24 protein-coding genes are annotated in these 25,119 nt (G+C 73.6%); 17 read left to right on the top strand and 7 right to left on the bottom strand.

Features of this window, described 5'->3' with window-relative positions:
• Positions 1-3 precede the first annotated feature (3 nt).
• From FHX71_RS07080 to FHX71_RS29120, 8 genes are all read left to right on the top strand, one after another.
• A complete protein-coding gene (locus FHX71_RS07080; RefSeq protein WP_182615040.1) occupies positions 4-729 on the top strand; it encodes a DUF1684 domain-containing protein in 726 nt (241 codons plus the stop codon).
• Positions 730-907: 178 nt separating this feature from the next.
• Positions 908-1,744, top strand: a complete 837-nt coding sequence (locus FHX71_RS07075) for a VIT1/CCC1 transporter family protein (protein ID WP_220489544.1) — start codon at positions 908-910, stop codon at positions 1,742-1,744.
• Between the two features lie 16 nt (positions 1,745-1,760).
• The gene (locus tag FHX71_RS07070; RefSeq protein WP_182615039.1) at positions 1,761-3,038 is read left to right on the top strand and encodes an arginine deiminase; all 1,278 of its coding nucleotides are present in this window, start codon (positions 1,761-1,763) and stop codon (positions 3,036-3,038) included.
• 98 nt (positions 3,039-3,136) lie between these two features.
• Positions 3,137-3,970 (top strand): ion transporter, encoded by an 834-nt coding sequence (locus FHX71_RS07065; RefSeq protein WP_182615038.1) that lies wholly within the window; start codon positions 3,137-3,139, stop codon positions 3,968-3,970.
• A gap of 214 nt (positions 3,971-4,184) precedes the next feature.
• Positions 4,185-4,319, top strand: a complete 135-nt coding sequence (locus FHX71_RS29690) for a hypothetical protein (protein WP_281383673.1) — start codon at positions 4,185-4,187, stop codon at positions 4,317-4,319.
• A 150-nt stretch (positions 4,320-4,469) separates the two neighbouring features.
• Entirely contained in the window at positions 4,470-4,940 is a 471-nt protein-coding gene (locus FHX71_RS07060) for an HNH endonuclease (protein WP_020018328.1), read from the top strand.
• Positions 4,941-5,201: 261 nt separating this feature from the next.
• Positions 5,202-6,641, top strand: coding sequence for a rifampin monooxygenase (gene rox, locus FHX71_RS07055; protein ID WP_182615037.1), 1,440 nt, complete (start codon positions 5,202-5,204; stop codon positions 6,639-6,641).
• Positions 6,642-6,784: 143 nt separating this feature from the next.
• Entirely contained in the window at positions 6,785-8,407 is a 1,623-nt protein-coding gene (locus tag FHX71_RS29120) for an ATPase (RefSeq protein WP_312876950.1), read from the top strand.
• Between the two features lie 46 nt (positions 8,408-8,453).
• Here the strand turns inward: FHX71_RS29120 and FHX71_RS07045 are convergent, their stop codons facing one another.
• The 4 genes from FHX71_RS07045 to FHX71_RS07030 all read right to left on the bottom strand — a co-directional run bounded on the left by FHX71_RS07045 (position 8,454) and on the right by FHX71_RS07030 (position 12,143).
• Positions 8,454-9,053 (bottom strand): TetR/AcrR family transcriptional regulator, encoded by a 600-nt coding sequence (locus tag FHX71_RS07045; protein ID WP_182615036.1) that lies wholly within the window; start codon positions 9,051-9,053, stop codon positions 8,454-8,456.
• Positions 9,054-9,063: 10 nt separating this feature from the next.
• Positions 9,064-9,984 (bottom strand): SDR family oxidoreductase, encoded by a 921-nt coding sequence (locus FHX71_RS07040; protein ID WP_182615035.1) that lies wholly within the window; start codon positions 9,982-9,984, stop codon positions 9,064-9,066.
• Between the two features lie 26 nt (positions 9,985-10,010).
• On the bottom strand, positions 10,011-10,919 hold the full coding sequence (locus FHX71_RS07035) for an SDR family oxidoreductase (RefSeq protein ID WP_182615034.1): 909 nt from the start codon (positions 10,917-10,919) through the stop codon (positions 10,011-10,013).
• 162 nt (positions 10,920-11,081) lie between these two features.
• Positions 11,082-12,143 (bottom strand): LLM class flavin-dependent oxidoreductase, encoded by a 1,062-nt coding sequence (locus FHX71_RS07030; RefSeq protein WP_182615033.1) that lies wholly within the window; start codon positions 12,141-12,143, stop codon positions 11,082-11,084.
• Positions 12,144-12,270: 127 nt separating this feature from the next.
• Here FHX71_RS07030 and FHX71_RS07025 point away from each other — a divergent pair, with 127 nt between their 5' ends.
• On the top strand, positions 12,271-12,750 hold the full coding sequence (locus FHX71_RS07025) for a GNAT family N-acetyltransferase (protein WP_312876949.1): 480 nt from the start codon (positions 12,271-12,273) through the stop codon (positions 12,748-12,750).
• Between the two features lie 253 nt (positions 12,751-13,003).
• The gene (locus FHX71_RS07020) at positions 13,004-13,822 is read left to right on the top strand and encodes a metal-dependent hydrolase (RefSeq protein WP_246402296.1); all 819 of its coding nucleotides are present in this window, start codon (positions 13,004-13,006) and stop codon (positions 13,820-13,822) included.
• A 98-nt stretch (positions 13,823-13,920) separates the two neighbouring features.
• On the opposite strand, the gene FHX71_RS29115 is transcribed toward FHX71_RS07020, so the two are convergent.
• Positions 13,921-15,951: a hypothetical protein gene (locus tag FHX71_RS29115; RefSeq protein ID WP_246402285.1), complete on the bottom strand. Its 2,031-nt coding sequence runs from the start codon at positions 15,949-15,951 to the stop codon at positions 13,921-13,923.
• 284 nt (positions 15,952-16,235) lie between these two features.
• On the opposite strand from FHX71_RS29115, the gene FHX71_RS07010 reads away from it, so the two are divergent.
• From FHX71_RS07010 to FHX71_RS07000, 3 genes are all read left to right on the top strand, one after another.
• Complete coding sequence (locus FHX71_RS07010) at positions 16,236-16,856, top strand: hypothetical protein (RefSeq protein ID WP_182615030.1); 621 nt, start codon at positions 16,236-16,238, stop codon at positions 16,854-16,856.
• A gap of 108 nt (positions 16,857-16,964) precedes the next feature.
• The gene (locus tag FHX71_RS07005; protein ID WP_182615029.1) at positions 16,965-19,334 is read left to right on the top strand and encodes a protein kinase domain-containing protein; all 2,370 of its coding nucleotides are present in this window, start codon (positions 16,965-16,967) and stop codon (positions 19,332-19,334) included.
• Between the two features lie 325 nt (positions 19,335-19,659).
• Positions 19,660-20,751: a serine protein kinase RIO gene (locus FHX71_RS07000; protein WP_220489542.1), complete on the top strand. Its 1,092-nt coding sequence runs from the start codon at positions 19,660-19,662 to the stop codon at positions 20,749-20,751.
• Between the two features lie 65 nt (positions 20,752-20,816).
• Here the strand turns inward: FHX71_RS07000 and FHX71_RS06995 are convergent, their stop codons facing one another.
• Positions 20,817-21,287, bottom strand: a complete 471-nt coding sequence (locus FHX71_RS06995; RefSeq protein WP_182615028.1) for an Lrp/AsnC family transcriptional regulator — start codon at positions 21,285-21,287, stop codon at positions 20,817-20,819.
• A 59-nt stretch (positions 21,288-21,346) separates the two neighbouring features.
• Between FHX71_RS06995 and FHX71_RS06990 the strand changes: the two genes are divergently transcribed.
• Both FHX71_RS06990 and FHX71_RS06985 read left to right on the top strand, forming a co-directional pair.
• A complete protein-coding gene (locus tag FHX71_RS06990; RefSeq protein WP_182615027.1) occupies positions 21,347-22,474 on the top strand; it encodes a trans-sulfuration enzyme family protein in 1,128 nt (375 codons plus the stop codon).
• Between the two features lie 106 nt (positions 22,475-22,580).
• A complete protein-coding gene (locus FHX71_RS06985; protein WP_182615026.1) occupies positions 22,581-22,976 on the top strand; it encodes a DUF6841 family protein in 396 nt (131 codons plus the stop codon).
• A gap of 94 nt (positions 22,977-23,070) precedes the next feature.
• Here the strand turns inward: FHX71_RS06985 and FHX71_RS06980 are convergent, their stop codons facing one another.
• A complete protein-coding gene (locus FHX71_RS06980; RefSeq protein WP_182615025.1) occupies positions 23,071-23,790 on the bottom strand; it encodes a GNAT family N-acetyltransferase in 720 nt (239 codons plus the stop codon).
• 157 nt (positions 23,791-23,947) lie between these two features.
• On the opposite strand from FHX71_RS06980, the gene FHX71_RS06975 reads away from it, so the two are divergent.
• Both FHX71_RS06975 and FHX71_RS06970 read left to right on the top strand, forming a co-directional pair.
• Positions 23,948-24,598 (top strand): SRPBCC family protein, encoded by a 651-nt coding sequence (locus FHX71_RS06975; RefSeq protein ID WP_182615024.1) that lies wholly within the window; start codon positions 23,948-23,950, stop codon positions 24,596-24,598.
• Positions 24,599-25,069, top strand: a complete 471-nt coding sequence (locus tag FHX71_RS06970; RefSeq protein ID WP_312876948.1) for an ArsR/SmtB family transcription factor — start codon at positions 24,599-24,601, stop codon at positions 25,067-25,069.
• Positions 25,070-25,119 lie beyond the last annotated feature (50 nt).

Raw genomic sequence — 25,119 nt, 5'->3', positions numbered from 1 at the left:
GGCATGACGCAAGCCACCACCTCCCGGGCCACCACAGCACTCCAGACCGCGGACTGGCGGCGGCGCGTCTTCGCGCTGTACGCCGAGGCCCGCACCCGCGCCGTCGTGAGCCCGGCCGCCGCGCACGCGGGCTGGATCACCGCGCGGGACGAGCTCTTCGCCACCCACCCCGTCTCCCCGATCCTCCCGGAGGAGCGGGCCGGCTTCACCGGGCTCACCGTCACCCCGTACGACCCGGCGTGGCGCCTGAGCGCCCCGATCGTCCCCGCGGAGCCCGGGCCCGACGGCGCCCCGCGCCGCCTCGACGTCCCCACCGGGACCGACGGCGTCGTGCCGTTCGAGCTGCTCGGCACCGTCGCCCTCGGGTCCGACGCCCTGGGCGACCTCGGCACGCTCGACGTCTGGCGGCTCGCCTCCTACGGCGGCGGCCTGTTCGTGCCGATCAAGGACGCCCTCGCCGGCCCACCCGGCGGCACCTACGGCGGCGGGCGCTACCTCCTCGACACGGTCAAGGGCTCCTGGCTCGGGCACACCGGCGGGTCCGACGGCGGGGAGGGCGGCGGCCCCGACGACTTCGGCGTCGGCGACCTGGTGCTCGACCTCAACTTCGCCTACAACCCGTCCTGCGCCTACGACCCGGCGTGGACGTGCCCGCTGGCCCAGGACGGCAACACGCTGACGGTCGAGGTCCCGGTCGGCGAACGCACGCCGCTCAAGCCGGCGTACTGAGCCCCGCGCGGAGTTCCGCCGTCGGCCCTCTCCTTCGAGACCTAAGTTTCTTCGCTTTGGGGTGGCGGAAAGCGAAGAAACTTAGGTCTCGAAGGAGACGCACCTCGCGGGGAGGTGAGGCTTTCCAACCCCGGGCCTCATGTTGGCCCGACGCCGCGAGTCCTGGTTGCCTGAGGCCATGACGACAGAACCGTCCGGCGTCGAGCTCCCGGACACCGGCCGCGACGACGACGGCCGTCCCACCGTCGGGCAGCACGACGACGGCCGCACCGCCATCGGGCAGCCCGAGACCACGGCCCGCCCCGCCGTCACGCACCCCGACGAGCCGCACACCGACGGCCTCGCCGAGCGGCTGAACTGGCTGCGCGCCGGCGTGCTCGGCGCGAACGACGGCATCGTGTCCGTCGCGGCCGTCGCCGTCGGCGTCGCCGCCGCGACCTCGCAGACCGGCCCGATCCTCACCGCCGGCCTCGCCGCCCTCGTCGGCGGCGCCATCTCCATGGCGCTCGGCGAGTACGTCTCGGTCTCCAGCCAGTCCGACACCCAGAAGGCCCTCATCGCCAAGGAGAAGGCCGAGCTCGCCGCGATGCCGCGGGAGGAGCTCGCGGAGCTGGCCCAGCTCTACGAGGCCAAGGGCCTGTCCCCCGCGACCGCCCGCCAGGTCGCCGTCGAGCTCACCGAGCACGACGCGCTCGCCGCCCACCTGGAGGCCGAGCTCAACATCGACGAGGACGGCGTCGTCAGCCCCTGGCACGCCGCGCTCGCCTCGGCCGTCGCGTTCACCCTGGGCGCCGTCCTGCCGCTCGCCGCCGTGCTGCTGATCCCCGAGCCCTGGCGCGTCGGCGCCACGTTCGTCGTGGTGCTCGCGGCGCTCGCGGGCACCGGCTGGATCGCCGCGTGGATCGGGGACGCGCCGCGGGTGCGCGCCACCGCGCGCGTCGTCGTCGGCGGGGCCCTGGCGCTCGGCGCCACCTTCGCGCTCGGCTCCCTGCTCGGCACGACGGCGGCCGGGTGAGTACCGTTATGGCCCGATGAACACCATCGACATCACACCGCCCCCTGCCGGCACACCCGCGTCGGCGTACGGCGTCCACTCCGAGGTGGGCCGCCTGCGCAAGGTCCTGGTCTGCGCCCCGGGCCTGGCTCACCAGCGCCTCACCCCGTCCAACTCCGCCGACCTGCTGTTCGACGACGTCCTGTGGGTCGAGCGCGCCCAGCAGGACCACGCCGACTTCGTGGCCGAGCTGCGCTCGCGCGACGTCGACGTCGTCGAGCTGCACGCCCTGCTCGCCGAGACGCTGCGCGTGCCGGGCGCCCGCGACTGGCTGCTCGACCGCAAGATCGTGCCCGAGATCGTGGGCAACGGCCTGGTCGAGGCGACGCGCGAGTACCTGGAGTCGCTGCCGGAGCACGAGCTGGCCCGGTACCTGATCGGCGGGCTCGCCGTCGCCGACGTGCCCGAGCTGCCGCCGGGCTTCCGCGCGCTGGCCGACCTCAGCCCGGACGCCCGCGAGTACCTCATGCCGCCGCTGCCGAACACCCTGTTCACGCGCGACACGACCTGCTGGATCTACGGCGGCCTCACGCTGAACCCGCTGTACTGGCAGGCGCGCCGCGACGAGACGCTGCTGATGAAGGCGATCTACTCGTTCCACCCGGACTTCGTGGGCAGCCGCGTGTGGTGGGGCGACCCGGAGACCACCCACGGCGAGGCCACCTTCGAGGGCGGCGACATCATGCCGATCGGCAACGGCACCGTGCTGATGGGCATGAGCGAGCGCACCTCGCGGCAGGCGATCACGCAGGTCGCGGCCTCGCTGTTCGAGGCGGGCGCCGCCGAGCAGATCGTCGTGGCGGGCATGCCGCGACTGCGCGCCGCCATGCACCTGGACACGATCATGACGTTCGTCGACGTCGACACCGTCACCGTCTACCCGCGCATCGTCGACCGGGTGCACCCGTTCGTGCTGCGCCCCGACTCCGGCCCGCAGGGCGTCGCGGTGACCGACGCCGGTGGGTCGTCGTTCCTCGACGTCGTCGGGCGGGTCTCGGGGCTGGGCGAGCTGCGCGTGATCGAGACCGGCGGCGACGTGTACGAGTCCGAGCGGCAGCAGTGGGACAGCGGCAACAACTCCGTGGCGGTCGAGCCCGGCGTCGTGTTCACCTACGACCGCAACACCACCACGAACGACCTGCTGCGCAAGGCCGGCGTCGAGGTGATCGAGATCGCGGGCGGCGAGCTGGGCCGCGGCCGGGGCGGCGGCCACTGCATGACCTGCCCGATCATCCGGGAGCCCGTGAGCTGGTAGGGGCGCCCCCCAACTCACAGGGGCTGGACCGACCCGCGCCACCGACCGCCCGGCAGTTACTCTCCATTCCGGACAAAATCCCCCGAAAGGAGTCCGGAATGTCGGTCGGTGGCGTGCCCGTTCGCGAGCGCCTGCGCAGGCTGGTCGAGCACCAGCGGTTCCAGCGGGTGGTGCTCGGCGTCATCATCGCCAACGCCGTGGTGCTCGGGCTGGAGACGTCGATCCTCGACGGTCCCGTCGACGAGGTTCTGCAGGTGGTCGACGACGTGATGCTGTGGTTCTTCGTCGCCGAGATCCTGCTGCGCCTCGTGGCGCACGGGCCGCGCTTCTTCCGGGACCCGTGGAGCGTGTTCGACCTGCTGGTGGTGAGCATCGCGCTGATCCCGGCGACCGGCCCGCTGGCGCTGCTGCGCGCCCTGCGCATCCTGCGCGTGCTGCGGCTCGCCGACTCCGTGCCGTCGATGAAGCGCGTGGTGAACGGTCTGATCGCGGCCGTGCCGGGCATGGGCTCGGTGGGCGCGCTCCTGGTGCTGGTCATGTACGTGTCCGTGGTGATCGCGACCAACCTGTACGGCGCGATCGCGCCCGAGCACTTCGGCGACCTGGGCACCACGGCGTTCACGCTGTTCCAGGTGATGACCGGCGAGGCCTGGCCCGACATCGCGGACGACGTCATGGAGGTCGAGCCTACGGCGTGGATCTTCTTCGTCGTCTTCATCCTCGTGGTCTCGTTCGCGGTGCTGAACCTCTTCATCGCGGTGGTCGTGAGCGGCATGGAGAGCATCGACGAGCTCGCCGAGCACGAGGAGCGGTCGGACGCCGAGGTCATGCGCGAGCTGCAGGCCATCCGGGCCCAGCTCAGCGCGGTGCAGGCGGAGCTGGCGGCGTCCCGGCGCGACACGCCGGCGGACCTCGCCACGCCGGGCACTTGATGCATCCTTGGGTTGCAGTTCCGGAAAAGCCATAGACGCTACCAAGTCCTCGTTGTACCTTTCTTCACACACGGACTGGCGCCGTGGCGGCAGGTTGTGTGTCCGTGACTCCCCGCCCCACGACGCCGGCACGGCGAACAGCACGACGAACTGCACACGAACACAACACCACGAACAGCAGCATCCATGACTACCGGAAGGGACAAGACACACGATGGTTCGCACCAGCATCGCTGACCAGGCCGCACGCCTGGCCAAGGCCAGTGCCGCCACCGAGTCGTCCTACCCGACCACCGCGCAGCACCTGTGGGACGGCCGCGAGGCCATCCGGGGCGCCATACGCTCCTGATCCGGCAACGGCCGGACCAGTGATCGTGAGCCGCCTCGGGACATCTGTTCCCGGGCGGCTCTTGTCGTCCCGGGGCCGGACAGCACCAACCTGAGCACCACCCCGAACAAGAAGTACCGAGACGACAAGCTCACCGGAAGGAGCAGGCCCGTGGCCGACGTCCTAGTCCTCAATGCCGGCTACGAGCCGCTGCACCGGGTATCGGTCCGGCACGCCATCCACATGCTCGTGCGCGAGGTCGCGGTCGTGGAGGAGGCGGTCGACGGCCGCTCCTTCGGGCCGTTCCCCTTACCGCGCGTGCTGCGGCTGGTCCGGTACGTGACGATGCGGTGGCTCTACAAGTCGGGCGGGGCGCCCGCGTGCACCAAGCTCGGCGTCAAGCGGCGCGACGGCCTGTGCGCCTACTGCGGCGGCCCTGCCGAGACCGTGGACCACATCCTGCCGCGGTCCCGCGGCGGCCCCTCGACGTGGATGAACCTCGTGGCCGCCTGCTACGAGTGCAACTCGCACAAGGCGGACCGCACCCCGGCCGAGGCCGGCATGGTGCTCCACGTGACACCGCACGTCCCCCGCGCGGACTACGCCCGCGCCATCCGGCACAGAGCGGCCCGCGCGGCCTAGGGTCGCGTCCGGGCGGTGATCGGTCAAAGGTCAGGTGATCGGCAACTCGAGTTGCCGATCACCTGACCTTTTGCAGCTCACTTGCCGACGCACCCCGTCGTCCGGCTCCTTCTAGCCGCGGTGAACCGAAGAGTCCGGGGCGCGCACTTCCTGCCACTTTCAACATATAGCGGCAGGGGGGCCTTGCGGCAAGGCCCCTGTCGAGGCGCAGAATCGTCGGCCGTCGACCGTTTTGGCGACTGACGAAACAGGGGGCGAATTGTGACCGACGTGATCATCGCGGGCGGGGGCCCGACCGGTGTGCTGCTGGCCTGCGAGCTACGGCTGCAGGGCGTGCGGGTGCTCGTGCTGGAGCGGGACACCGAGCCGACGAAGGTCGTCCGAGGGCTCGGCCTGCACGCGCGCACCCTGGATATCCTGGACCAGCGCGGGCTGCTGGAACGCTTCCTGCCGCTCGGCCGGCAGTACCCCGTCGGCGGCTTCGCGGGCATCACCGCCCCGGCCCCGCCCGCGCTCGACACCACGTACCCGTACGTGCTCGGCATCCCGCAGCCCGTCACCGAACGCCTGCTGCGCGAGCGGGCCGCCGAGCTCGGCGTCGAGGTCCGGTACGGGCACGAGGTGGCCGGCATCGGCCAGGACGACGACGGCGTCCACGTGGTCCTCGCCGACGGCACCCGGCTCGACGCGCGCTACCTGGTGGGCTGCGACGGCGGGCGCAGCACCGTGCGCGGGCTGCTGGGCATCGGGTTCCCGGGCGCGCCCAGCCGGCAGGAGACGCTGCTCGGCGAGGTGCGGCTGACGGCGGCGCCCGAGACGATCGACGCCGTCGTCGCCGAGGTCCGCGAGACCTGGAAGAACTTCGGCGCCATGCCGCTCGGGGACGGCCTGTACCGGCTCGGCGCCCCGGCCGACGGCGTGGCCGAGGACCGCACGACCCCGCCGACCCTGGACGAGCTGCGCGCGCAGGTGCGGAAGGTCGCCGGGACCGACTTCGGCGCGCACTCCCCGCGCTGGCTCTCCCGCTTCGGCGACGCCACCCGGCTGGCCGACAGCTACCGCGCCGGCCGCGTGCTGCTGGCCGGGGACGCCGCGCACGTGCACCCGCCGTACGGCGGCCAGGGCCTCAACCTCGGGGTGCAGGACGCGTTCAACCTCGGCTGGAAGCTGGCCGCCGAGGTCCACGGCTGGGCGCCGGACGGGCTGCTGGACAGCTACGCGGCCGAACGCCGTCCGGTGGCCGCCGACGTGCTCGACAACACCCGCGCGCAGACCGTGCTGCTCTCCCCCGAGCCGGGTCCGCAGGCAGTGCGCCGCCTGCTGACCGAGCTCATGCGGTTCGAGGACGTGCGCCGGCACCTGGCCGAGAAGGTCACCGCGACCGGCATCCGCTACGACGTCGGCGGGCCGGAGGCGGGCGGCGGCCTCGTGGGCAGGCGCCTGCCCGACGTCGCCCTGCGGGAGGGGCGGCTCTACGAGCGGATGCGCGACGGAAAGGGGCTGCTGCTGGACCGCACCGGCCGGCTCTCCGTCGCCGGATGGGCCGACCGGGTCGACCACGTGGTCGACGACACGGCCCCGCTGGACGTCCTCGCCGTCCTGCTGCGGCCCGACGGCCACGTGGCCTGGGCCGGCGCGGACCAGGCGGACCTGCTCGGCCCGCTGCGCCGGTGGTTCGGCGCCGGGTCCGCGACGGTCTGAGCCGTCCGGGCACCGCCCTAGCAGGTCGCCGGACGAACCGCCTGGTGAGGCCGAAACACGGCGGGTGAAGAGCCCCGGTACCCTGTGCGCGTTCATGATCCTCGCCACGACGTCGTCGTGCGACCGGAGAAGGGGGCGCCCGAGTGAGCGTCGAAACCGCTGGGTGGCCGCGCGCCGTTGTGGTCGTGCGCGACGACGGATCGGGGCAGGTGGCCATCAACGGCCAGACCGTGCCCGTCTACCGCAGCAGCCTGGGCGAGACCCGCAGCGAGGTCATGCGCCTGGTGATGGAGTACTCGGCGAGCATCGGGCTCGCCGTGGAGGTCCAGGCCCTGGGGCCCGAGGGGCCCAGTGCGCTGACCGTCCACCCCGACGGCCGCGTGGTGCACGACGAGGGCGCAGGCGCCATCAAGGCGGCCCAGGACGCGCAGGAGGCTGCTCAGGCGGCCCAGGAGGCGCAGGCGGCGCTGGCCCAGGACTTCGCCCAGCAGGCGGCGGCCGCGCAGGCACAGACCGCGCAGCCTGTCGCACAGGCGGCGCCCGCTCCGGCAGCCCCCGCGCAGCCGAGTCCGGCCGTCCCGGCGCAGGTGCCCGCGACGGTGCCGGCTCCCGCGGCCGACCCCGGCGTCGGTCCGCAGGGCGCGCAGGCGCAGGCAGCGCCGGCACAGGCGCCGGCCCCTGCACAGGCACCGGCCATCACGCTGCTCGGGCCGCAGGGGGACCTGGCCCCGGAGCCGACGGCGGCACCCGGCGGCATGGCGCCCGGCGGCACGATCGCCCCGGCACCCACCAGCGGCCCCGGCGAGACGTCGTTCAGCGCGGGCAGCTCCGACACCGGACGGCGGGACAACCGCCGGTCGTCGTTCCTGGTCCAGGACCGCCTCGACGAGCCGGCCACGCAGGGCCTGCGCGGCGTGCTGGCCCGGGTCGGCCTGCGGGTGCCGCCCAGCGAGTCGGAGCGGTCCGAGCGCGCCGACGAGCAGGCGGTCAGCCAGCACTGGCAGGGGCCCCGCACCATCTCGATCGTGAACGGCAAGGGCGGCGCGGGCAAGACGCCGTCGACGGTGCTGCTCGGGGCGGTCTTCGCGCAGTTCGGCGGCTCCGGCGTCGTCGCCTGGGACAACAACCAGACCCGCGGGACGCTGGGCTGGCGCACCGAGCAGGGCGACCACGAGGCGACCCTGCTCGACCTGATCCCCCAGACCGAGCACTTCCTGGGCCCGACGGCGCAGCTCGGCGACCTCGCCGGGTTCGTGCACCACCAGTCGCGCGACCGGTTCGACGTGCTGCGGTCCAAGCCGATGGCGCTGGCGCACGAGCAGCGCATCTCGTCCGAGGACGTCGACGCCATCCACGCGGTGCTCGCCAAGTTCTACCGGATGATCTTCATCGACTCCGGCAACGACGAGTCCGACCCGATGTGGCTGCGCATGATCGACCACACCGACCAGCTCGTCGTCGCCACGAGCACCCGCGACGACCACGCCGAGGCGGGCGCGCTGCTCCTGGAGGCGCTCGCCAACCGCGGGGAGCACATGGCGGACCTGGCCCGCAAGGCCGTCGTCGTGGTGAGCCAGTCCGATCCCAAGGCGACCCCCGCCGACCTGCGCCGCGTGGCCCAGGGCTACCGCGCGCTGGCGCGCGAGGTGGTCACGGTCCCGTTCGACCCGGCCATGGTCGACGGCCAGCTCGTCTACCGCGCGCTGCGTCCGCAGACCCGCCGGGCCTGGCTGGCCGCGGGCGCGGCGGTCTCGCGCGGGTTCTGACCCGGGACGACGGCGCCGCCACGGCGCCGTCGTCACTGCGCGGCCGCTACACCCCGGCCGGGGCGACGATCCGCGTGACGACGCGGCGGACGTCGGCCCGGCCGTCGGCGGCGGCCGCCGTGTCCTCCGGGACGGCGAGCATGCCGCCGACGGTCAGCACGGAGCCGTGCACCGCCGCGAGCACCTGCCCGAGCAGCCGCTCGGCCGGCACCGTGGCGTCGATCCGGTCCGGGTGCCGCTCCTGGACCTCGCGCAGTGCCTCGACCTTGGCCGCGCTGGAGGTCGCCGACCGCTCCAGGTTGCCGAGCATCCCCGGCCGCTCCAGCGTGTGCCAGAGCAGGAGCCGGACCAGCTCCGGGTGGCCGACCGTGAAGTCGAACAGGCGGACGGCGTAGCCGGGCAGGTCGTCGGCGTCGAACGGCACGGCGTCCAGCAGGTCGAGGATGCGGGCGCTGACCACCTGGTCGAACAGCGCCTCCTTGCCGCCGAAGTACGCGTAGATGCGCTGCTTGTTGGCCGCCGCGTGCTCGGCGATGCGGTCCACGCGCGCGCCGGCCAGCCCGTACCGCGCGAACTCCTCGGCGGCGGCCTCCAGGATGCGCTCGGGCGTCGGGGCACGTCCGACGTCGGCGGAGGGGGTGGGCATGTCGCTCAGCCTAGCTCCGGGCCGCCGGCAGGGCCGTGGACGTGATCTCCTCCGCGACGGCCCACAGCCGGGCCGCCGTCGCGCCGTCGCGCATGCGCCGGTTGAGCAGGGCGCGACGCGGCGGCCCGGCCAGCCCGTAGCGCGGCCCGTAGTAGCTGCCCTGCGGCACCCCGTCGCCCGCGGCGGCGACCAGGAGCGCCCCGACGCCGTCCTCGGGGGACGCCATCGGCAGCAGGCCGTTCGCCCAGCGCACGGGCTCCTCGCGCCCCATGCTCGGGCCGGTGACCTGGAGGTTGGTGCGCGTCAGGCCGGGGTGGGCGGCCGAGCTGACCAGCGGCCAGCCGCGCTGCCCGGCGAGGTGCGCCAGGTGCCGGGCGAGGTGCAGGTCGGCCAGCTTGGACTGCGCGTAGGCGGGCAGCGGCCGGTACTCGCGGCGCTCCCAGTCGAGGTCGCCGAAGTCGATGCGCCCCTGGTTCGCGGCGAACGAGCACATCGTGGCCACGCGCGGGGCGGGCGCCGCCAGCAGCAGGGGCAGCAGCAGGTTGGTCAGCGCGAACGGGCCCAGGAAGTTGGTGCCCCACTGCAGCTCGTGGCCGTCGGCCGTCGTGTAGCGCTCCGGCGGGATCGAGATGCCGGCGTTGTTCACGAGGACGTCGAGGCGGTCGAGGTCGCGCGACAGGGCGTCGGCGAAGGCGCGGACCGACGCAAGGTCGGCGAGGTCCAGGACCCGCACCTCGGCCCGCGCGTCCGGCGAGGCGGCCCGGATCTCGGCCAGCGCGTCGGCCCCCTTCTCCGGGTTGCGGACCGCCAGGACCACCCGGGCGCCCGCGTCGGCGAACCACTTCGCGGCCTCGCGGCCCGTGCCGCTGTTGGCGCCCGTGACGACGACGGTACGCCCGGTCTGGTCGGGGACGGGACGGGGTGCGGACATGCTGTTCACCTTAGTCATCACGCCAGTCAGCGGGCCGGGACGGCGGTCGAGGTGGTCTCCTCGGCGACGGCCCAGAGCCGGGCCGCCGTCTCGTCGTCGCGCATACGCCGGACGAGGCGCGCCGGGCGCGGGTCCCCGACCAGGCCGAACCGTGGCCCGTAGTAGCCGCCGGAGGCGGCGGCCGGGTCGGCGGCTGCCAGCAGGATCGAGCCGGCACCCTCCGGGGCGTCCATCGACGGCAGGATGCTGCCCGGCGACCAGCGCACCGGCGTCTCCTTGCCCATGCTCGGGCCCGTGACCTGGAGGTTGGTCCGGGTGAAGCCAGGGTGGGCCGCGGTGCTGACCAGGGCCCAGCCGCGCCGTCCGGCCAGGTGCGCCAGGTGCTGCGCGAGGTGGATGTCGGCGAGCTTGGACTGCCCGTACGCGGCCCAGGTGCGGTACGGGCGGCGCTCCCAGTCGAGGTCGCCGAAGTCGATGCGCCCCCGGTTGGCCACGCCGGAGCTCATGGTGGCGACGCGCGGGGCGGGCGCCGCCAGGAGCAGCGGCAGCAGCAGGTTGGTCAGCGCGAACGGGCCCAGGAAGTTGGTGCCCCACTGCAGCTCGTGGCCGTCCGCGGTCTCGTAGCGCTGGGGCGGGGCCATCACTCCCGCGTTGTTCACGAGGGTGTCGAGCCGGCCGAGGTCGCGCGCGAGCCCGTCGGCGAACGCCCGCACGGACGCCAGGTCGGCGAGGTCCAGGACCCGCACCTCCGCCTGCGCGTCGGGGCGGGTCGCGAGCACCTCGGCGAGGGCGTCGGCCCCTTTCTCCGGGTTGCGGACGGCGAGGACCACCCGCGCGCCGGCGGCCGCGAGGCGCTTGGCGGCCTCCCGGCCGGTGCCGCTGTTGGCACCGGTGACGACGACGGTGCGGCCGGTCTGGTCGGGCACGGCGTACATGGGGGCTCCTCGGTTCGACGGGCCAACCAACGAGTTGGTTGGGTGCTCCCACTGTGCACCCGCTCCCCCGACGGCACAACCCCGCGGCACAACCCCTGGGTACGACGCCGGGGTGCCGGGTCGTCTCCGACCCGGCACCCCGTACCTTGCTCGCTCGCGCCGTCAGACCTTCAGCGCCTCCGCCACCAGCTCCAGCGTCTGCGTGCGGCCGAACGTGGCGTCCAGCGGCTCGCCGTCCCGCGACCCGGCGACCGGCACGAGCATGACCTCCTCGACGCCGTGCCGCTCCGCCAGCCCGCGCACCTCGGCCGCCACGTGGGCGGCGTCGCCGATCAGCCAGCGCGTGCGCATCGCCTCGATGGACTGGGCGATCATGCCGTCGGCCGGCTCGTCGGCCGTGGCGCGCAGCGCCTCCTCGACCGTCTCCAGCGGGCCCAGCTTCTGGCCGGACCGCAGCCGGGCCATCTGCCGGAGCTGGGGCAGGGCGCGGTCGTGCGCCTCGTCCGACGTCGGAGCGGCCACCGCGTTGACCGTCACGAACGTGCGGGGCTCGGGGTGCTCCTCCGACGGCCGGTAGCCGTCGCGGTACAGGGCCAGGATCTGGTCCATGCCCTGCCCGGAGAAGTGGTTCGCGAACACGTAGGGCAGCCCGAGCTCGGCGGCCAGGCGGGCCGAGTAGTCGCTGGAGCCCAGCAGCCACACCGTGGGCACGCTCCCGGCGGCAGGCGTCGCGCGGACGTCGTAGATGTCGCCCGAGACCAGCCGCAGGCGAGCGCCGTCCGGCTCCATCAGCGCCATGATGTCGGTGACGTGCTGCGGGAACCGGTCCACGTCCGCCGTCGGGCCCGTGGCGCGCAGCAGGGAGGTGACCACGGGGTCGCTGCCCGGGGCGCGGCCGATGCCGAGGTCGATGCGGCCGGGGGCCACGGCCTCCAGCGCCGCGAACTGCTCGGCGACCACCAGCGGGGCGTGGTTCGGCAGCATCACGCCGCCGGAGCCCACGCGGATGCGGGAGGTGCGCGCGGCGGCGGCGGCGATCATGACCGGCGGCGACGAGGCGGCGACGGCGGCCATGTTGTGGTGCTCCGCGAACCAGTAGCGCTCGTAGCCGAGCCGGTCGGCGAGCGCCGCCAGGTCGAGCGAGGCCGACAGGGCCTGGGCGCTGGTCTGGCCCGAGCGGACGGGCACGAGGTCAAGGACGGACAAGCGTGGCTGGGTGTTCATCGCTCTGGTCAACCGTCCCGCGACCCACCCTGTTCCGGCACACACGACCCTTTACCAGTTCTGTACCTTTTTCGGTATCGCGGAAGATCATGGCGTCAACCCCGGTCTGCCTGACATGATCACTTTCGTGTCTGTTGATGTGCGCCCCGCGACCGACGAGGACGTCGACGCCGTGGTCGACCTGTTCCGCCAGTACCTGTGGTTCTACGAGCAGGAGGTACCCGACGCCGAGGCGCGGGCCTACCTGACAGCCCGCCGCGACGCGGGCGACAGCGTGCTGCTCGTCGCCGAGGTGGCCGTGGAGGGCGCCGACCCGGCGGAGGACGCCAGGATCGTCGGGTTCGCGCAGAGCTACCCGACGTGGTCGTCGGTGAGCCTGAGCCGGTCGTGGGTGCTGAACGACCTGTTCGTCTCCCCCGCCGCGCGCGGGACGGGCGCGGCGCGCGCCCTGGTGCAGGAGACGGCCCGCCTCGCCAAGGAGTCCGGCGCCATCCGGGTCTCGCTGGCCACCGCGTGGGACAACGTTGCCGCACAGGGCCTGTACGAGTCCGAGGGCTTCGTGCGCGACCAGCACTTCCACCACTACGCGTACGTGACGGGCGCCTGACGCTCTCCCTCCCCTGACGTGTCAGACCCTCAGGTCCCTCCGGGGACCTGAGGGTCTGACACGTCGGGTGCGTCTGGCCTGATCAGGTGCGTGGGCGCGTCGTTCCTGCCCGTGTCGGTGGCCCGCGCTAAGGTTTGCCGCGGCTGGGACACACCTGGGCAAACTGCACCCTGACCAGGTCGTTCACCCGGCCTTCCGCCTGTATGTCTGACGAGTCGGGGAAACCCCGGGAACTGGAGCGCACACCACCATGATGGGAGGCAACCACGCCGCGACGGGAGCCGCGGCCTGGGTAGCGGTCACCGCGTCGACGCCGATCGCGTTCGGCTGGTATCCGGTGACCGACACGGGCGTGATAGCGGGAGCCCTGGTCTGCGCGGGCGCCGCGCTGCTGCCCGACGCCGACCATCACTCGGGCACGATCGCCAACTCGCTCAAGCCGGTCTCGAACGGCGTGGTCAAGGTCATCGAGGCGCTCTCGGGCGGGCACCGCAAGGGCACGCACTCGATCCTCGGCATCGCCGTGTTCACGCTCATCGCGTGGGGGCTCAGCTTCCTGAGCATCGACACGGGCAACGAGCAGATCGGCGCCATCCTGATCGGGCCGGGCATCATGTGCGTGCTGCTGGTCTCGTTCGCCCTCAAGGCGCTGAAGATCACGCGGGACACGAAGCTCCTGCCGTGGACGACGTCGATCACGCTCGCGGTGCTCATCGCGATCTTCGCGCCCGAGGAATGGTTCTGGATGCCGTTCAGCGTGGCGCTCGGCTGCACCGTGCACATCCTGGGCGACATGATCACCACCAACGGCGTGCCGCTGCTGTGGCCGCTGAAGTTCCGCTCCCCGCGCTGGATGCGCGACGGGCGCGGCGTGGAGCTCGACATGATCTGGCGGTCCGGCGGCAACCTGTCGATCCCGATCCTGGGCGACGCCGGGTCGGTCCGCGAGTGGATCTTCCTCATCCCCGTGTCGCTGTACGCGATCATCGGCATCGTCTGGGCGCTGCTCAACGAGATGGGCTACGACACCATGGCGGTCTGGTACCAGGTCCTGGCGCTCTTCCCGGGCTGATTTCTCGCCCAGATGCCCGACGACGACGTCCGGCCCCTGCCCGCTGAGGGCGGGGGCCGGACGTCGTTGCTCGCTCGGACGCTCGCTCGGCGTCCGGCTCAGAGCCCGCCGGCCACGGCGGCGCCCGCGGCGAGCCAGGCGCGCCGGGTCTCGGGGCGCAGCGCGCCGTAGCGCAGGTGCCCGTCCACCATCGCGGGGTCGAACGGGATGGTCACGACCTCGCGGGCCAGCGACCGGTAGCCGTCGGCGACCTGCTCCAGCTCGCCCGAGGACTCCTTCGGGTCCGCCTGGCTCACGACGACGACCGCCTGCTGCGCCAGGTACGCCGACCGCCCGTCCCGGGTGCCGAGCGCCTCCAGCAGCAGGGCCCCGGCCTCCGCGTGGTCGTCGCGCGTCGTGGTGGCGACCACGAGCTGGTCGGTCAGGTCGATCATCCGCTGCCACATCGGGTCGGACTCGTCGTTGCCCGAGTCGATGAGGATCATCCGGTAGTACTTCGAGAGCACGGAGTGGATGGCGTCCACGTCCTGCGGCTCGATCCGCTGCTCGTTCGCCATCGCTATCGGCTTGGACCGCAGCACGTCGAACCGGTCGCGCGTCTGGTGGTGCACGTACCGCGCGAGGTCGGCGGCCTGCGCCGACGGGCCCAGCAGGCGGTCCGTCTGCGGCAGCAGGTCCAGCAGCGTGGACTCGTGCGGGCCCTGCTCGGTGCGCCAGCCGAGCGTCCCGCGCGTCTGGTTGTTGTCCCACGTGACCACGCCCGCGCCGCCGAACTGCGCGAAAACAGCCGCCAGCAGCACCGTCGACGGCGTCTTCCCCGCGCCGCCCTTTCCGTTCACCATCGAGATGGTGCGCGGCCCGGGCCAGTGCTGGCTCACGGCGCGCTCGTCGGCCCGCTCGGCGCGCTCCGACTCGCTCGGCCCCACGCGCAGGCCCATGCGGGTCAGGAAGCCACGGAAGCCCTGCGTGGCCGGGTCCTCGTCCTGCTGGTGGGTGAGGAACGACTGGCGCGCCTCACGGCGCGAGCGGGGCGCCTCCCCCTCGACGGCACGCGTGGGGCCCGACGGCGGGGCGGACCCGTCGTCGGGGCCCGGGTAGCCGGCGTAGCCCGCCTGGCCGCTGTAGTCGTCCGGGCCGGTGTAGCCGTCGGAGCTCGTGTAGCCGGCCGGGCCGGGGTAGCCCGCCGTGGGTACCGCGTCCACGGGGGCCTGGCTCGCCGGGCCTGCCGGGCCGCTCGCCGGGAGGTCGCCGGGGGCCTCGGCCGGGGCACTGCCCGGGAGGTCCTGCGCCGCGCTGTCGCGGACCCACTCGGCGACGTCCTGGTCGCCGCCGCCGTACGAGTCCGTGCCGTAGCCGCTCGTGCCGTAACCGTTCCTGCCGTGCGCCCCGACGCCGTTGGTCTCCGCGCCGTTCGTGCCGGCGCCGTCGGTGCCCTTGCCGTGGGAGTGGACGGGGACGGTCCCACCCGCTGACGTGCCCTGGTCGGGCGTGGCGGCGTCGGGGGCGCCCTGGTCGGGTGCCGCCGCCTGGTCGGCCGGCGAACCCGGGTCCGTGGCGTCGGCCTGGTCGGCGGGCCGGGGGGCCCGGCGGACCGTGTCCGTGTCGATCGGGTCTGCCTGCTCCGCACCGGACGCCTCCACGCCGGCCGCCTCCGGACCGGCAGGCTGCTCGCCGGCGTGGTTGCCGCCCGGGGCCAGGTCGGCGACCGGGACACCCTCGAACGCCGGGGCCGGGATCGTCCCCGGGCCCGTCAGGGGGTCGGTGAGCGGCTCGGGACGCTGCTCGCGAACGGGCTCGGGCCGCTGCTCGGGCTGGGCGGCGACAGGCGGGGCAGCGACCGGCGGGGCCTGCGGCGTCTGCGCCGCGACCTCTTCCTCCTCCGGAACCACCGTGCCGTCCGGGTGCACGATCAGGTTCCAGAGCCCTTCGGGGCCGGTCGCCGAGGCTCGTACGGGCCGGCCGATCTGCACGGCGTTCTCCGTGACCCGCCGCAGGACCTCCACCCGCGCCTCCTCCAGGCTGCCGGCGGCGATCGGGTGGAACGTCCCGTCGATCGTCACCTCGCCTGAGCCGTCCTCCCGGACGATCGCGTCGATCCGGGGCCAGCGGGGCACGGTGTCAGAGCTCATGCGTTTCCTCCGAAGTTCCTGGGTAGGCGGCATAGCGTGGGTTCGCCCCCGTTGCAAGGGTCGGCCATGATCGGCTCACCGGCCACCCCAACGGGGCATTCACCCCACCTGGTAGGTTCTCGCGCAAACAGGTGTCGAATCCGGGACCACAACCGAGGAGCCCTTGCGTGTCCGACGAGCCCACCCGCCGTATTCCTCCGGCGGCCGACCCGACACAGATCCAGCGACCACCCGCTCGCCCGGGGCAGCCCGGCGCCCCGTCATCGTATGACGCGACCCAGCGGATGAGCGCCTTCGCACCGGGTCAGCCCGGTCAGCCGACGCCGCAGCGCCGCGACCGGGGCGACGACTCCCGGGGCGGCGGCTCCGCGGCGGGCGCCGTCCTGGCGTGGATCCCGCGCATCCTGCTCGCGCTGAGCGTGTACCAGCTCGTCCGGCTGATCCCCGGGTTCGACGTCATGCCCGACGTCTCGCAGTTCCCCCTGTTCCGCGGGATCGGCGACGGCGTGCTCGGCATGCTCAACCTCAACCCCGACTGGTCGGACCAGGCAGCGAACCTCACCATCCCGGTGCTCGGCATCGCGCTGGCCGGCCTGTTCAACACGATCCGGTCGCTGAACACGTCGCTGGCGATCTGGCCGTACGGTCTGGCGGTCGTCGCGTGGATCGTGGTGTTCGCCGTCGGCGGCGTCGTCGGCTACGCGCAGGACGCCACGGAGAACGTGAAGCAGAACGTGCAGAACTCGGTGGACGAGAGCGTCGACAACGCGAAGCAGGACGCCAAGGACGCCGTGCAGCAGGAGATCGACAAGGGCGTCGAGGACGCCAAGCAGAACGCGACCGAGAGCGTCGAGCAGAGCATCGGCGACCAGCTCGAGGACGCGCTGCCCGGCGGGAACGGCTGATCCGGCAGGTCACGGCTCGGGCACTCCGGCGCCGGTGCACGGCACGACGCTGATAGCGTTTCTCACGTCCATCCGGCATCTGCCGGAGCACTGTTGAGGAGTCCTTGCTTGTCCGACGAGACCACCCGCATGACGGCCCCACGCCCTGCCGGAGAGCCGGCCGGGGGTGGCGACCGTACCGCCGTCGTACCGACGCCGGCCACGCGGGCGGTCCAGCCGCCGCCCGCGGCCACCGGACCGGTGCCGCCGCACACCGCGCCCACGCGCGTGGTGCTGCCCGGCGGGCCGACCGGCCCGGCCGGGACCACGGGCGGGGCCACCGGCGGGTTGGCGCCGACGAGCGTCGTCGGCCACGGGGGCGCCGTCGGGCAGGGTGCTGCTGGTGGTGGCTACACGGGTTCGGGGGCCGGGTACACCGGCTCCGGGGCCCCGACCGCGCCGCGCATCCCCGCGACGGGCGAGGTCCTGGGGCAGTTCCAGCTCGGCGACTCGCTGGGCCACGGCGGGTTCGCGCACGTGTACCGGGCCATGGGTCCCGGCGGGGAGGTCGCCCTCAAGGTGCTGACCAACACCGAGCCGGGCTCGCTGGACCGGTTCGTCGGCGAGGCCGCGCTGCTGGACCGGCTGGCCGGGCGCGGGTTCCCGCAGCTCGTGGCGGCCGGCCTGGAGTCCCCCACGCCGTGGTTCGCGATGGAGCTCGTGCCGGGCCCCACCCTGTCGCAGCGCCTGGCCGCCGAAGGCCCCCTGCCGGTGCACGAGGTGCTGCGCGTGGCCGACGACGTGCTCGACGCGCTCGCGGTGCTCCAGGAGGAGCACTTCCTGCACCGGGACGTGAAGCCGGCCAACATCATCGCCGCGCCCGACCGGAACGTGCTCATCGACCTCGGCATCGCCAAGGGACACGGCACCAGCACGTCGACGCACGCGGCGGGCACCATCTCGTACATGGCGCCCGAGCTGTTCGTGCGCAAGCCGCACGCCCGCTCCGACGTCTACAGCCTGGGTCTGCTGCTCATCTTCATCGCCACGGGCCAGCTGCCCAACGACCTCAACTTCGCGGGGCGTGACCTGACGGCGGCCGACGTCGGGCCCGTGGACCAGCGGCTGCTGCCCCTGGTCCTGGCCATGACGCGGCACCGACCCGAGGACCGCCCGCCGCTGCACAACCTGTCGCGCACCGTGGCGCAGCTCGCCGGCGACAGCGCGCGGCTCGACCCCGCGCTGCTCGCCGCGGCCGGTGCCACCACGATCGAACGGGGCCTGGTCACCGAGGTGCTCACGGGCAGCGGGGCGGCGGCCACGGTCGCGCCCACCAGCATGCTCGCGAGCAACCCCGTCCAGCCCGGCGAGCCGATGACCAACCTGGTCTACGACCAGCAGCTCATGGGCCGGCTGCACCAGGTGCACGGCGACGGGTTCGACGGCGCGGCCGAGGCCGTCATCTCGACGTACCTGGCCGCCGTCGGGGCGCAGCGGGCCGGCGGGCGCGCGCCCGTCGAGATCAAGGACTACCTGTGGGCCGCCATGCGGTGGGCCCCGGCCTTCACGCCGGAGGGCTACTCCGACACGTTCGAGGGCTGGGCCGCCTACCGGCAGCGCCACGGCCTGCCCCTGCCCGGCACGCCGACGACGTCCACGCCGCGCCGGCAGACCACGGGCACTGCTGCCCGGGTGGCGGCCGTTGCTCCTGCCGCGCACGCGACGCAGCAGCAGGCGACGCAGGTCGCGCCGTCGTTCCGGCCGGGACCGCCGACCCAGCAGGCGCCCGCTCCCGCGCAGCAGGCGGGGCCGACGACGCAGCCGCAGCGGCCCACGGGGCCGGTGCCGCCGAACCCGCAGCAGCAGACCGGGCCGGTGCAGCCGACCGCGCCCGCCCAGGGGTTCCCGGGGCGGGACGAGCGGGACGCCCTCCCGTCGCGGCGGGACGACCGGGACCCGTCCCGGGACTCGCGGAGCGACAGGAACCGGGACTCCGACGGCGGCATGCGGGCCGTGGCGGCCATCCTGGGCTGGATCCCGCGCATCCTGATGGCGATCGCGGTCTACCAGCTCGTGCGCCTCATCCCGGGCTTCGACGTGATGCCCAGCGCCGCCGAGCTGCCGCTGTTCGCCGCGCTCGGCGACATCGGGGTCGCGGCGCTGAGCCTCGACCCGGAGTGGGCGCCGCGCCTGGCGGAGCTCTCGATCCCGCTGCTCGGCATCATCACGGCCGCCCTCGTCAACCTCGTGCGCGCGGTGCGCCAGCGCCGCGGCGGCCGCACCTGGCCGTTCTGGCTGGCCGTCGTCGTCTGGGTGATCGTGATCGCCGTCCAGGGCGTGGTGGGCTACGCGCAGCAGGTCACGGAGGACGCCCGCGACTCGTTCCAGGAGCAGCGGGAGCAGATCCAGGACGACCTGGAGCAGGGCGTCCAGGACACGACCGAGGACGTGCGCGACTCGCTGTGGCAGTCCTTCGAGGACGTCCTCCCCTGGAACTGACGACCTCTCCCCCGGACGTGTCAGACGTACAGGTCACCCCGGTGACCTGTACGTCTGACACATCTGGAAAAACAGGTGCGCCGCGCTCAGAGGGCGTGACATGCTCGGCGCACGGTCACCGGGTCTACCCCTGAGGCGCTCGCTGACCGGCCAGCTCAAAGCAGGAGAAACAGCTCCGGCACGTGCGTTCGAGCACGGTGCGGACAGGGAGGAGGCAGTGATGGACGACGTCGTTCGCGCGGCTGCCTTCGCGGCAGCAGACGCCACTGTCACCAGGAGCACCCGGGGCTGATCCGGCGATGCTCCAGCATCAAGGAGCACCGACTTGCCCCGTTTTCCTGATTCACCCACGTCCGCCCTCATCCACGCAGCCAGCAAGGGCGGCAAGCAGTACGACAAGCGGTCGGCCGACGCCGAGCGCCGGTCCACCCGGCGCGGCCAGGTCACCCGCGAGGACCTCGAGGGCCCGTACCCGGGTCCGCTCGACACGGCCCCTTCCGCCGTCGAGCTCAGCACGCCTGAGTACGACGTCGACCACGACCCGTTCGACCACGACCCCACCCAGCCCGGCCCCGGGCAGCGCTGGTCCACCTGGCGATCCGTCGCCAAGGGGCAGCGCGGACCCGCCCCCCTGCCGGAGTGGGTCGTCACCAGGGACGCCGCGATCGACACCGAGCTCGGCATCCTCAAGACCGGCAAGGAGGCCGACGCGTTCCTCGTGGAGCGCGCGGTCCCGGCGGGCGCGGACGCGTCGTCGGACGGCGGGCCGGACCTGACGCTCGACCAGGCGGCCACGCGCTGCCTGCTGGTCGCCAAGCGGTACCGCAGCCTGGAGCACGGCCAGTTCCACCGCGGCTCGGAGTACACCGAGGGCCGCACTGTGCGGCGCACCCGCGACCAGCGCGCCATGGAGGACCGCAAGTCCGCCTGGGGTCGCGCGGTGTCGGCCACCCAGTGGGCCGACGCCGAGTTCGTCGCCCTGCGGGAGGCGTGGTCGGCGGGCGCGCCCGTGCCGTACCCCGTGCAGATCGACGGGACCGAGGTGCTGATGGAGTTCATCGGCACCGAGGAGACCGACGACCTGGGCCGCACCCAGGCCGTCGCCGCGCCGCGCCTGACCCGGGTGCGCCCGTCGGACGACCTGCTGGAGTCGTACTGGGAGCAGCTCACGCACGGGATGTCCGTGCTGGCCCGGCTCGGGTTCGCGCACGGCGACCTGTCGCCGTACAACATCCTGGCCGACGGCGAGCGGCTGGTCATCATCGACCTGCCGCAGGTCGTGGACCTGGCGGCCAACCCGTTCTCCAGCGACGTGCTGCTGCGCGACTGCCGCACCGTGTGCGACTGGTTCACCGCCCGGGGGCTCGACGTCGACGCGGACGCCCTGTTCGCCGACCTCCTGGCGCAGGCCTTCTGACCGACACCCGACGTGTCAGACGTACAGGTCCCCCGAGGGGCCTGTACGTCTGACACGTCGCAGGGTCACTCCGCCGGGGTGACCGGGCCGCAGGTCCAGGACGAGAACACCAGGTCGGTCTGTACCCGGCCCACCTCGCCGCGAGCCGTGAAGTCCAGCACCAGGCGCTGCAGCTCGTCGGTGTCGGCGCAGGCCACGGTGATCAGGAAGTCGTCGGGGCCCGAGACGTGGTGCACGGCCCGGGTCTGCGGCAGCCGGCGCACCCACTCGACGAACGGCCCCAGCAGGGGCCGGGAATGGGTGGTCAGGCGCACCATCAGCATGGCCTGCAGCCCCCGTCCGACGGCGGCCGGGTCGATCGCAGCGTGGTACCCGCGGATCACGCCGGCGTTCTGCAGGCGCTGGACACGCGCCAGGCAGGTCGACGGCGCGACGCCGACCCGCTGCGCGAGCGTCTTGTTGGAGAGACGCCCGTCGTTCTGCAGCTCGATCAGCAGGGCGCGGTCCACCGAATCCAGGAGCACGTTCTGGGTCATGGGCCGAATATCTAGCACGCCGGGACGCCGTCGGACAGGACGAATGCCGATAGTCACCCATGAGCATGCATTCCTGGACCACGCGCGCCGTCCACGCCGGCAAGGACGACCTCGCCGCGCTCGGGCTCCATGCCCCGCCGATCGACCTGTCCACCACCTACCCGTCGTACGACGTCGTCGGCGAGGCCACGCGTCTGGACGAGTTCGCCGAGGGGCACGACGACGGCGGCCCGCCCGTCTACGGCCGCGTCGCCAACCCGACGGTGCGGCGCTTCGAGAACGCGCTGGCCGAGCTGGAGGGCGCGGAGGCAGCCGTCGCGTTCGCGAGCGGGATGGCCGCGCTGTCGGCGTGCCTGCTGGCCCAGGTCGCGGCGGGGCGGCCGCACGTCGTCGGCGTCCGGCCGCTGTACGGGACCACCGACCACCTGCTCGACTCCGGGCTGCTCGGCACCTCGGTGACGTGGGCGACGCCCGAGGACGCGGCGTCGGCGATCACGGCCCGGACCGGGCTCGTCGTCGTGGAGAGCCCGGCCAACCCCACGCTCGACGAGGTGGACCTGCGTGCCCTGACCGATGCCTGCGCGCCGGTGCCCGTGCTCGTGGACAGCACGTTCGCCACGCCGGTGCTGCAGCGGCCGCTGGAGCAGGGCGCCACGATGGTGCTGCACAGCGCCACGAAGTATCTGGGCGGGCACGGCGACGTGATGGGCGGTGTGGTGGCCTGCGGCGAGGACATGGCCCGGTCGCTGCGCCAGATCCGGTTCGTGACCGGCGCCATGCTGCACCCCATGGCGGGGTACGAGCTGCTCCGCGGCCTGGCGACGCTGCCGGTGCGGGTGCGCGGGGCGTCCGCCACGGCGTCGGAGCTGGCGCGCCGTCTTGCCGACCACCCGCGCGTGACCCGGGTGCACTACCCGAGCATCGGCGGGGCCATGGTGTCGTTCGAGACGTCGGCCGACCCGGTGGCCCTGGTCTCCGCCGTCCGGCTGATCACCCCGGCCGTGAGCCTGGGCAGCGTGGACAGCCTGATCCAGCACCCGGCGTCGCTGACGCACCGGATCATGGACGAGGTGTCCCGCAAGGAGGCGGGCATCTCCGCGGACCTGGTCCGCCTGTCGGTCGGCCTGGAGGACGTCGACGACCTCTGGGCGGACCTGTCCCAGGCGATCGTGCACGCCTCCCGCTGACGCCTCGTTGAGTGCGGGCTATTTGTTGGATCTGGCCGTGAGATGCAACAAATAGCCCGCACTCAACGAGGTGGTGGGGCGGGCGGCGCGCGTCTAGCGTGTGGGCATGACCAGCACCCCGTACGACCACGACGACCTGCTCGCGTTCCTCGTCGGCCACGGCGTCGCGATCGGCTCGGGCGACCTGGACACCCTGGCCGACAGCCTCGCGTACCCGTCGGTGATCGTGTCGGCCGACCGGTCCGAGGTGCTGCCCGACGCCGAGGCGGCGCGCACGAGCCTCGGCGGCATGCTGGCGGACTACCGGGACCAGGGGCTGGTCGCCGCCGTGCCGGAGATCAAGGCGGTCGAGCAGGTGGGCGACGCGCTGCTCTGGGTCGACGTGCGCTGGAGCTTCAAGGACGAGAACGCCTCGGAGTCGACGGCGGACCGGACGCGCTACCTGCTGCGCCGGGGCCGGGAGACGTTCGAGCTGTGCGTGGTCGTGCCGGTCGAGGAGTAGGTCCTGGGCCGGCGGCTCGCCGGCAGCGCGTCCGGGACGACGGCGTCTGCCGGACGACGGCGGCCCGCGCGCCGCGCGCTCACGGCAGGAGCCCTCACGCCGCGGTGAGCTCTCGCCGCATGTGCCAGCGGGTCAGCCGGCCGCTCGTGGCGTCCGTGGGCGCCAGCCGGTCGAAGCCCGCCCGCTCGAACATCGCGACCGTGCCGACGAACGCCGCGCTCACCGGTACCCGGCGGCCGGCCTCGGGCTCCACGGGAAAGGCGTCGAGCGCCGTCGCCCCGTGCTCCGCGGCGTAGGCGACGCCGGCGTCGAGCAGGGCGCGGGCGACCCCCTGCCGGCGGAAGCCCGCGCGCACGGTGACACACATGAACACCCAGGTGGTGGGCCAGGTCTCGGGCTCCCCCGTCGGCAGCACGCGGGACCGTTGCAGCGACTGCGCCGCCGAACGGCGCGAGAAGCCGAGCCAGCCGGCGACCTCGGGGTTCTCCCCCGGGCTCGATCCCGGCTCAGATCCCGCCCCGCCCGAGCCGGCGCCCAGGCCCGAGCCAGTGCCCGAGCCAGTGCCCGAACCCGGACCGAGATACGCGAGCATCCCCGGAGCCGGCTCCTGCCCCGTCAGGTCGCGCAGCCGCTCGCCCCGCGTGGTGACGTCCTCCTTGGCGGGCGCACGCCAGTGCATGCACCAGCACGCCTGCTCGCGCCCGTTCGGGTTGAGGACGCGCGCGACGTCGTCGAACCGGTCGGCGGTGGCGGGCACCACCGCGATGCGACCGGGGTTGCTGGAGGCCGCTTCGGGGGCCGTGCTCGGGGCCATGCTCGGAACCTACCCCGCGCCACCGACACTCGCGGCGCGATGCGCTTGGCACACTTTTTATCCCGGGGCGCACGGCGTCGCGGCAACGGACCGACCTCGCTTGCGACCGGCGGCGTCGTGTGAGATAAATAAGTACCCGCTTATATAAGGAGAGATCATGACCAGCACGAACACGATCGACCCGGTCGCCACGGCCGGCCTCATGACACGCGAGGTCCGCGACGGCAGCCGGGACGGCGCCCCGACCAAGATCGCCGTCGCCCGCCGCACCTATGCCGCCGACCAGGACGACCTGTGGGACGCCCTCACCACCGCCGAGCGGCTCCCCCGCTGGTTCCTGCCGGTCAGCGGCGACCTCACCGTGGGCGGCCGCTACCAGTTCGAGGGCCAGGCGGGCGGCGTCGTCGAGCGCTGCGACGGTCCGGAGAGCTTCGCCGTGACCTGGGAGTTCGGCGGCCAGGTCTCCTGGGTGCGGGTCTCCCTGAGCCCGGCCGACGGCGGCACGACGCTGGAGCTGGTGCACGAGGCCGTCGTCGACCCCGACTTCTGGACCCAGTACGGCCCCGGCGCCGTCGGCGTGGGCTGGGACCTCGGCCTGGTCGGGCTCGGCCTGCACCTCGCCACGCGTTCCACCAACGACGCGACCGAGTTCCAGGACTGGACCCTCTCCCCCGTCGGCGTCGAGTTCGTCAAGCTGGCGAGCGCGGACTGGGCCGACGCCGCCATCGCCTCCGGGGAGGACGCCGACCAGGCGCGCGCCGCCGCCGAGCGCACCGTGGCCTTCTACACGACGCAGCCGGAGGCCTGAGTGCCGGCCGTCGCCCGGCGGCCCGGCGGCGAGGCCGGGGACGGGGCCGGCGCCCTCGACACCGCGCCGGCCCACGTGTTCGAGGCGCTCGGCGACCCCGTCCGGCGTCGGCTGCTGGAGCTGCTGGTGCCGGGCGAGCAGCCCGCGGGCGCCCTGGTCGCCGCGCTCCAGGCGCGCGTCCGCATCACCCAGCCGGCGGTCTCGCAGCACCTCAAGGTGCTGCGCGAGGCCGGCCTGGTGCGGGTGCGCGCCGAGGGCACGCGCCGCCTCTACGCCGTCGACGACGCCGGGACCGCCGCCGCGCGGGCCTGGCTGGCCCGCTTCGAGGACACCTTCGCCCAGCCGCTCGACGCCCTGGCGACGGAGCTGGCCCGCGGACGCCGCGAGCGCCGTCGGGCAGCGGGTACGAGCGGGGCCGGCGAGCACGACACGGCGGCCGCGGCAGGGACAGACCAGGCTGCCGGGGCCTGACCGCAGGTCAGACCCCAGATCTGGGCCCACGGCCCCAGGATTCTCTGGGC

The sequence above is a fragment of the Promicromonospora sukumoe genome (assembly GCF_014137995.1).
Classification (GTDB): domain Bacteria; phylum Actinomycetota; class Actinomycetes; order Actinomycetales; family Cellulomonadaceae; genus Promicromonospora; species Promicromonospora sukumoe.
This window is presented reverse-complemented; position numbering and strand designations above follow the sequence as displayed.

Bases quoted from the DNA above. Each gene is read 5' to 3' on its own strand.
- FHX71_RS07080 (WP_182615040.1), top strand. From the start codon at position 4: ATGACGCAAGCCACCACCTCCCGGGCCACCACAGCACTCCAGACCGCG.
- FHX71_RS07075 (WP_220489544.1), top strand. From the start codon at position 908: ATGACGACAGAACCGTCCGGCGTCGAGCTCCCGGACACCGGCCGCGAC.
- FHX71_RS07070 (WP_182615039.1), top strand. From the start codon at position 1,761: ATGAACACCATCGACATCACACCGCCCCCTGCCGGCACACCCGCGTCG.
- FHX71_RS07065 (WP_182615038.1), top strand. From the start codon at position 3,137: ATGTCGGTCGGTGGCGTGCCCGTTCGCGAGCGCCTGCGCAGGCTGGTC.
- FHX71_RS29690 (WP_281383673.1), top strand. From the start codon at position 4,185: ATGGTTCGCACCAGCATCGCTGACCAGGCCGCACGCCTGGCCAAGGCC.
- FHX71_RS07045 (WP_182615036.1), bottom strand. From the start codon at position 9,053: ATGCCCACCCCCTCCGCCGACGTCGGACGTGCCCCGACGCCCGAGCGC.
- FHX71_RS07040 (WP_182615035.1), bottom strand. From the start codon at position 9,984: ATGTCCGCACCCCGTCCCGTCCCCGACCAGACCGGGCGTACCGTCGTC.
- FHX71_RS07035 (WP_182615034.1), bottom strand. From the start codon at position 10,919: ATGTACGCCGTGCCCGACCAGACCGGCCGCACCGTCGTCGTCACCGGT.
- FHX71_RS07030 (WP_182615033.1), bottom strand. From the start codon at position 12,143: ATGAACACCCAGCCACGCTTGTCCGTCCTTGACCTCGTGCCCGTCCGC.
- FHX71_RS07020 (WP_246402296.1), top strand. From the start codon at position 13,004: ATGGGAGGCAACCACGCCGCGACGGGAGCCGCGGCCTGGGTAGCGGTC.
- FHX71_RS29115 (WP_246402285.1), bottom strand. From the start codon at position 15,951: ATGAGCTCTGACACCGTGCCCCGCTGGCCCCGGATCGACGCGATCGTC.
- FHX71_RS07010 (WP_182615030.1), top strand. From the start codon at position 16,236: ATGAGCGCCTTCGCACCGGGTCAGCCCGGTCAGCCGACGCCGCAGCGC.
- FHX71_RS06995 (WP_182615028.1), bottom strand. From the start codon at position 21,287: ATGACCCAGAACGTGCTCCTGGATTCGGTGGACCGCGCCCTGCTGATC.
- FHX71_RS06990 (WP_182615027.1), top strand. From the start codon at position 21,347: ATGAGCATGCATTCCTGGACCACGCGCGCCGTCCACGCCGGCAAGGAC.
- FHX71_RS06985 (WP_182615026.1), top strand. From the start codon at position 22,581: ATGACCAGCACCCCGTACGACCACGACGACCTGCTCGCGTTCCTCGTC.
- FHX71_RS06980 (WP_182615025.1), bottom strand. From the start codon at position 23,790: ATGGCCCCGAGCACGGCCCCCGAAGCGGCCTCCAGCAACCCCGGTCGC.
- FHX71_RS06975 (WP_182615024.1), top strand. From the start codon at position 23,948: ATGACCAGCACGAACACGATCGACCCGGTCGCCACGGCCGGCCTCATG.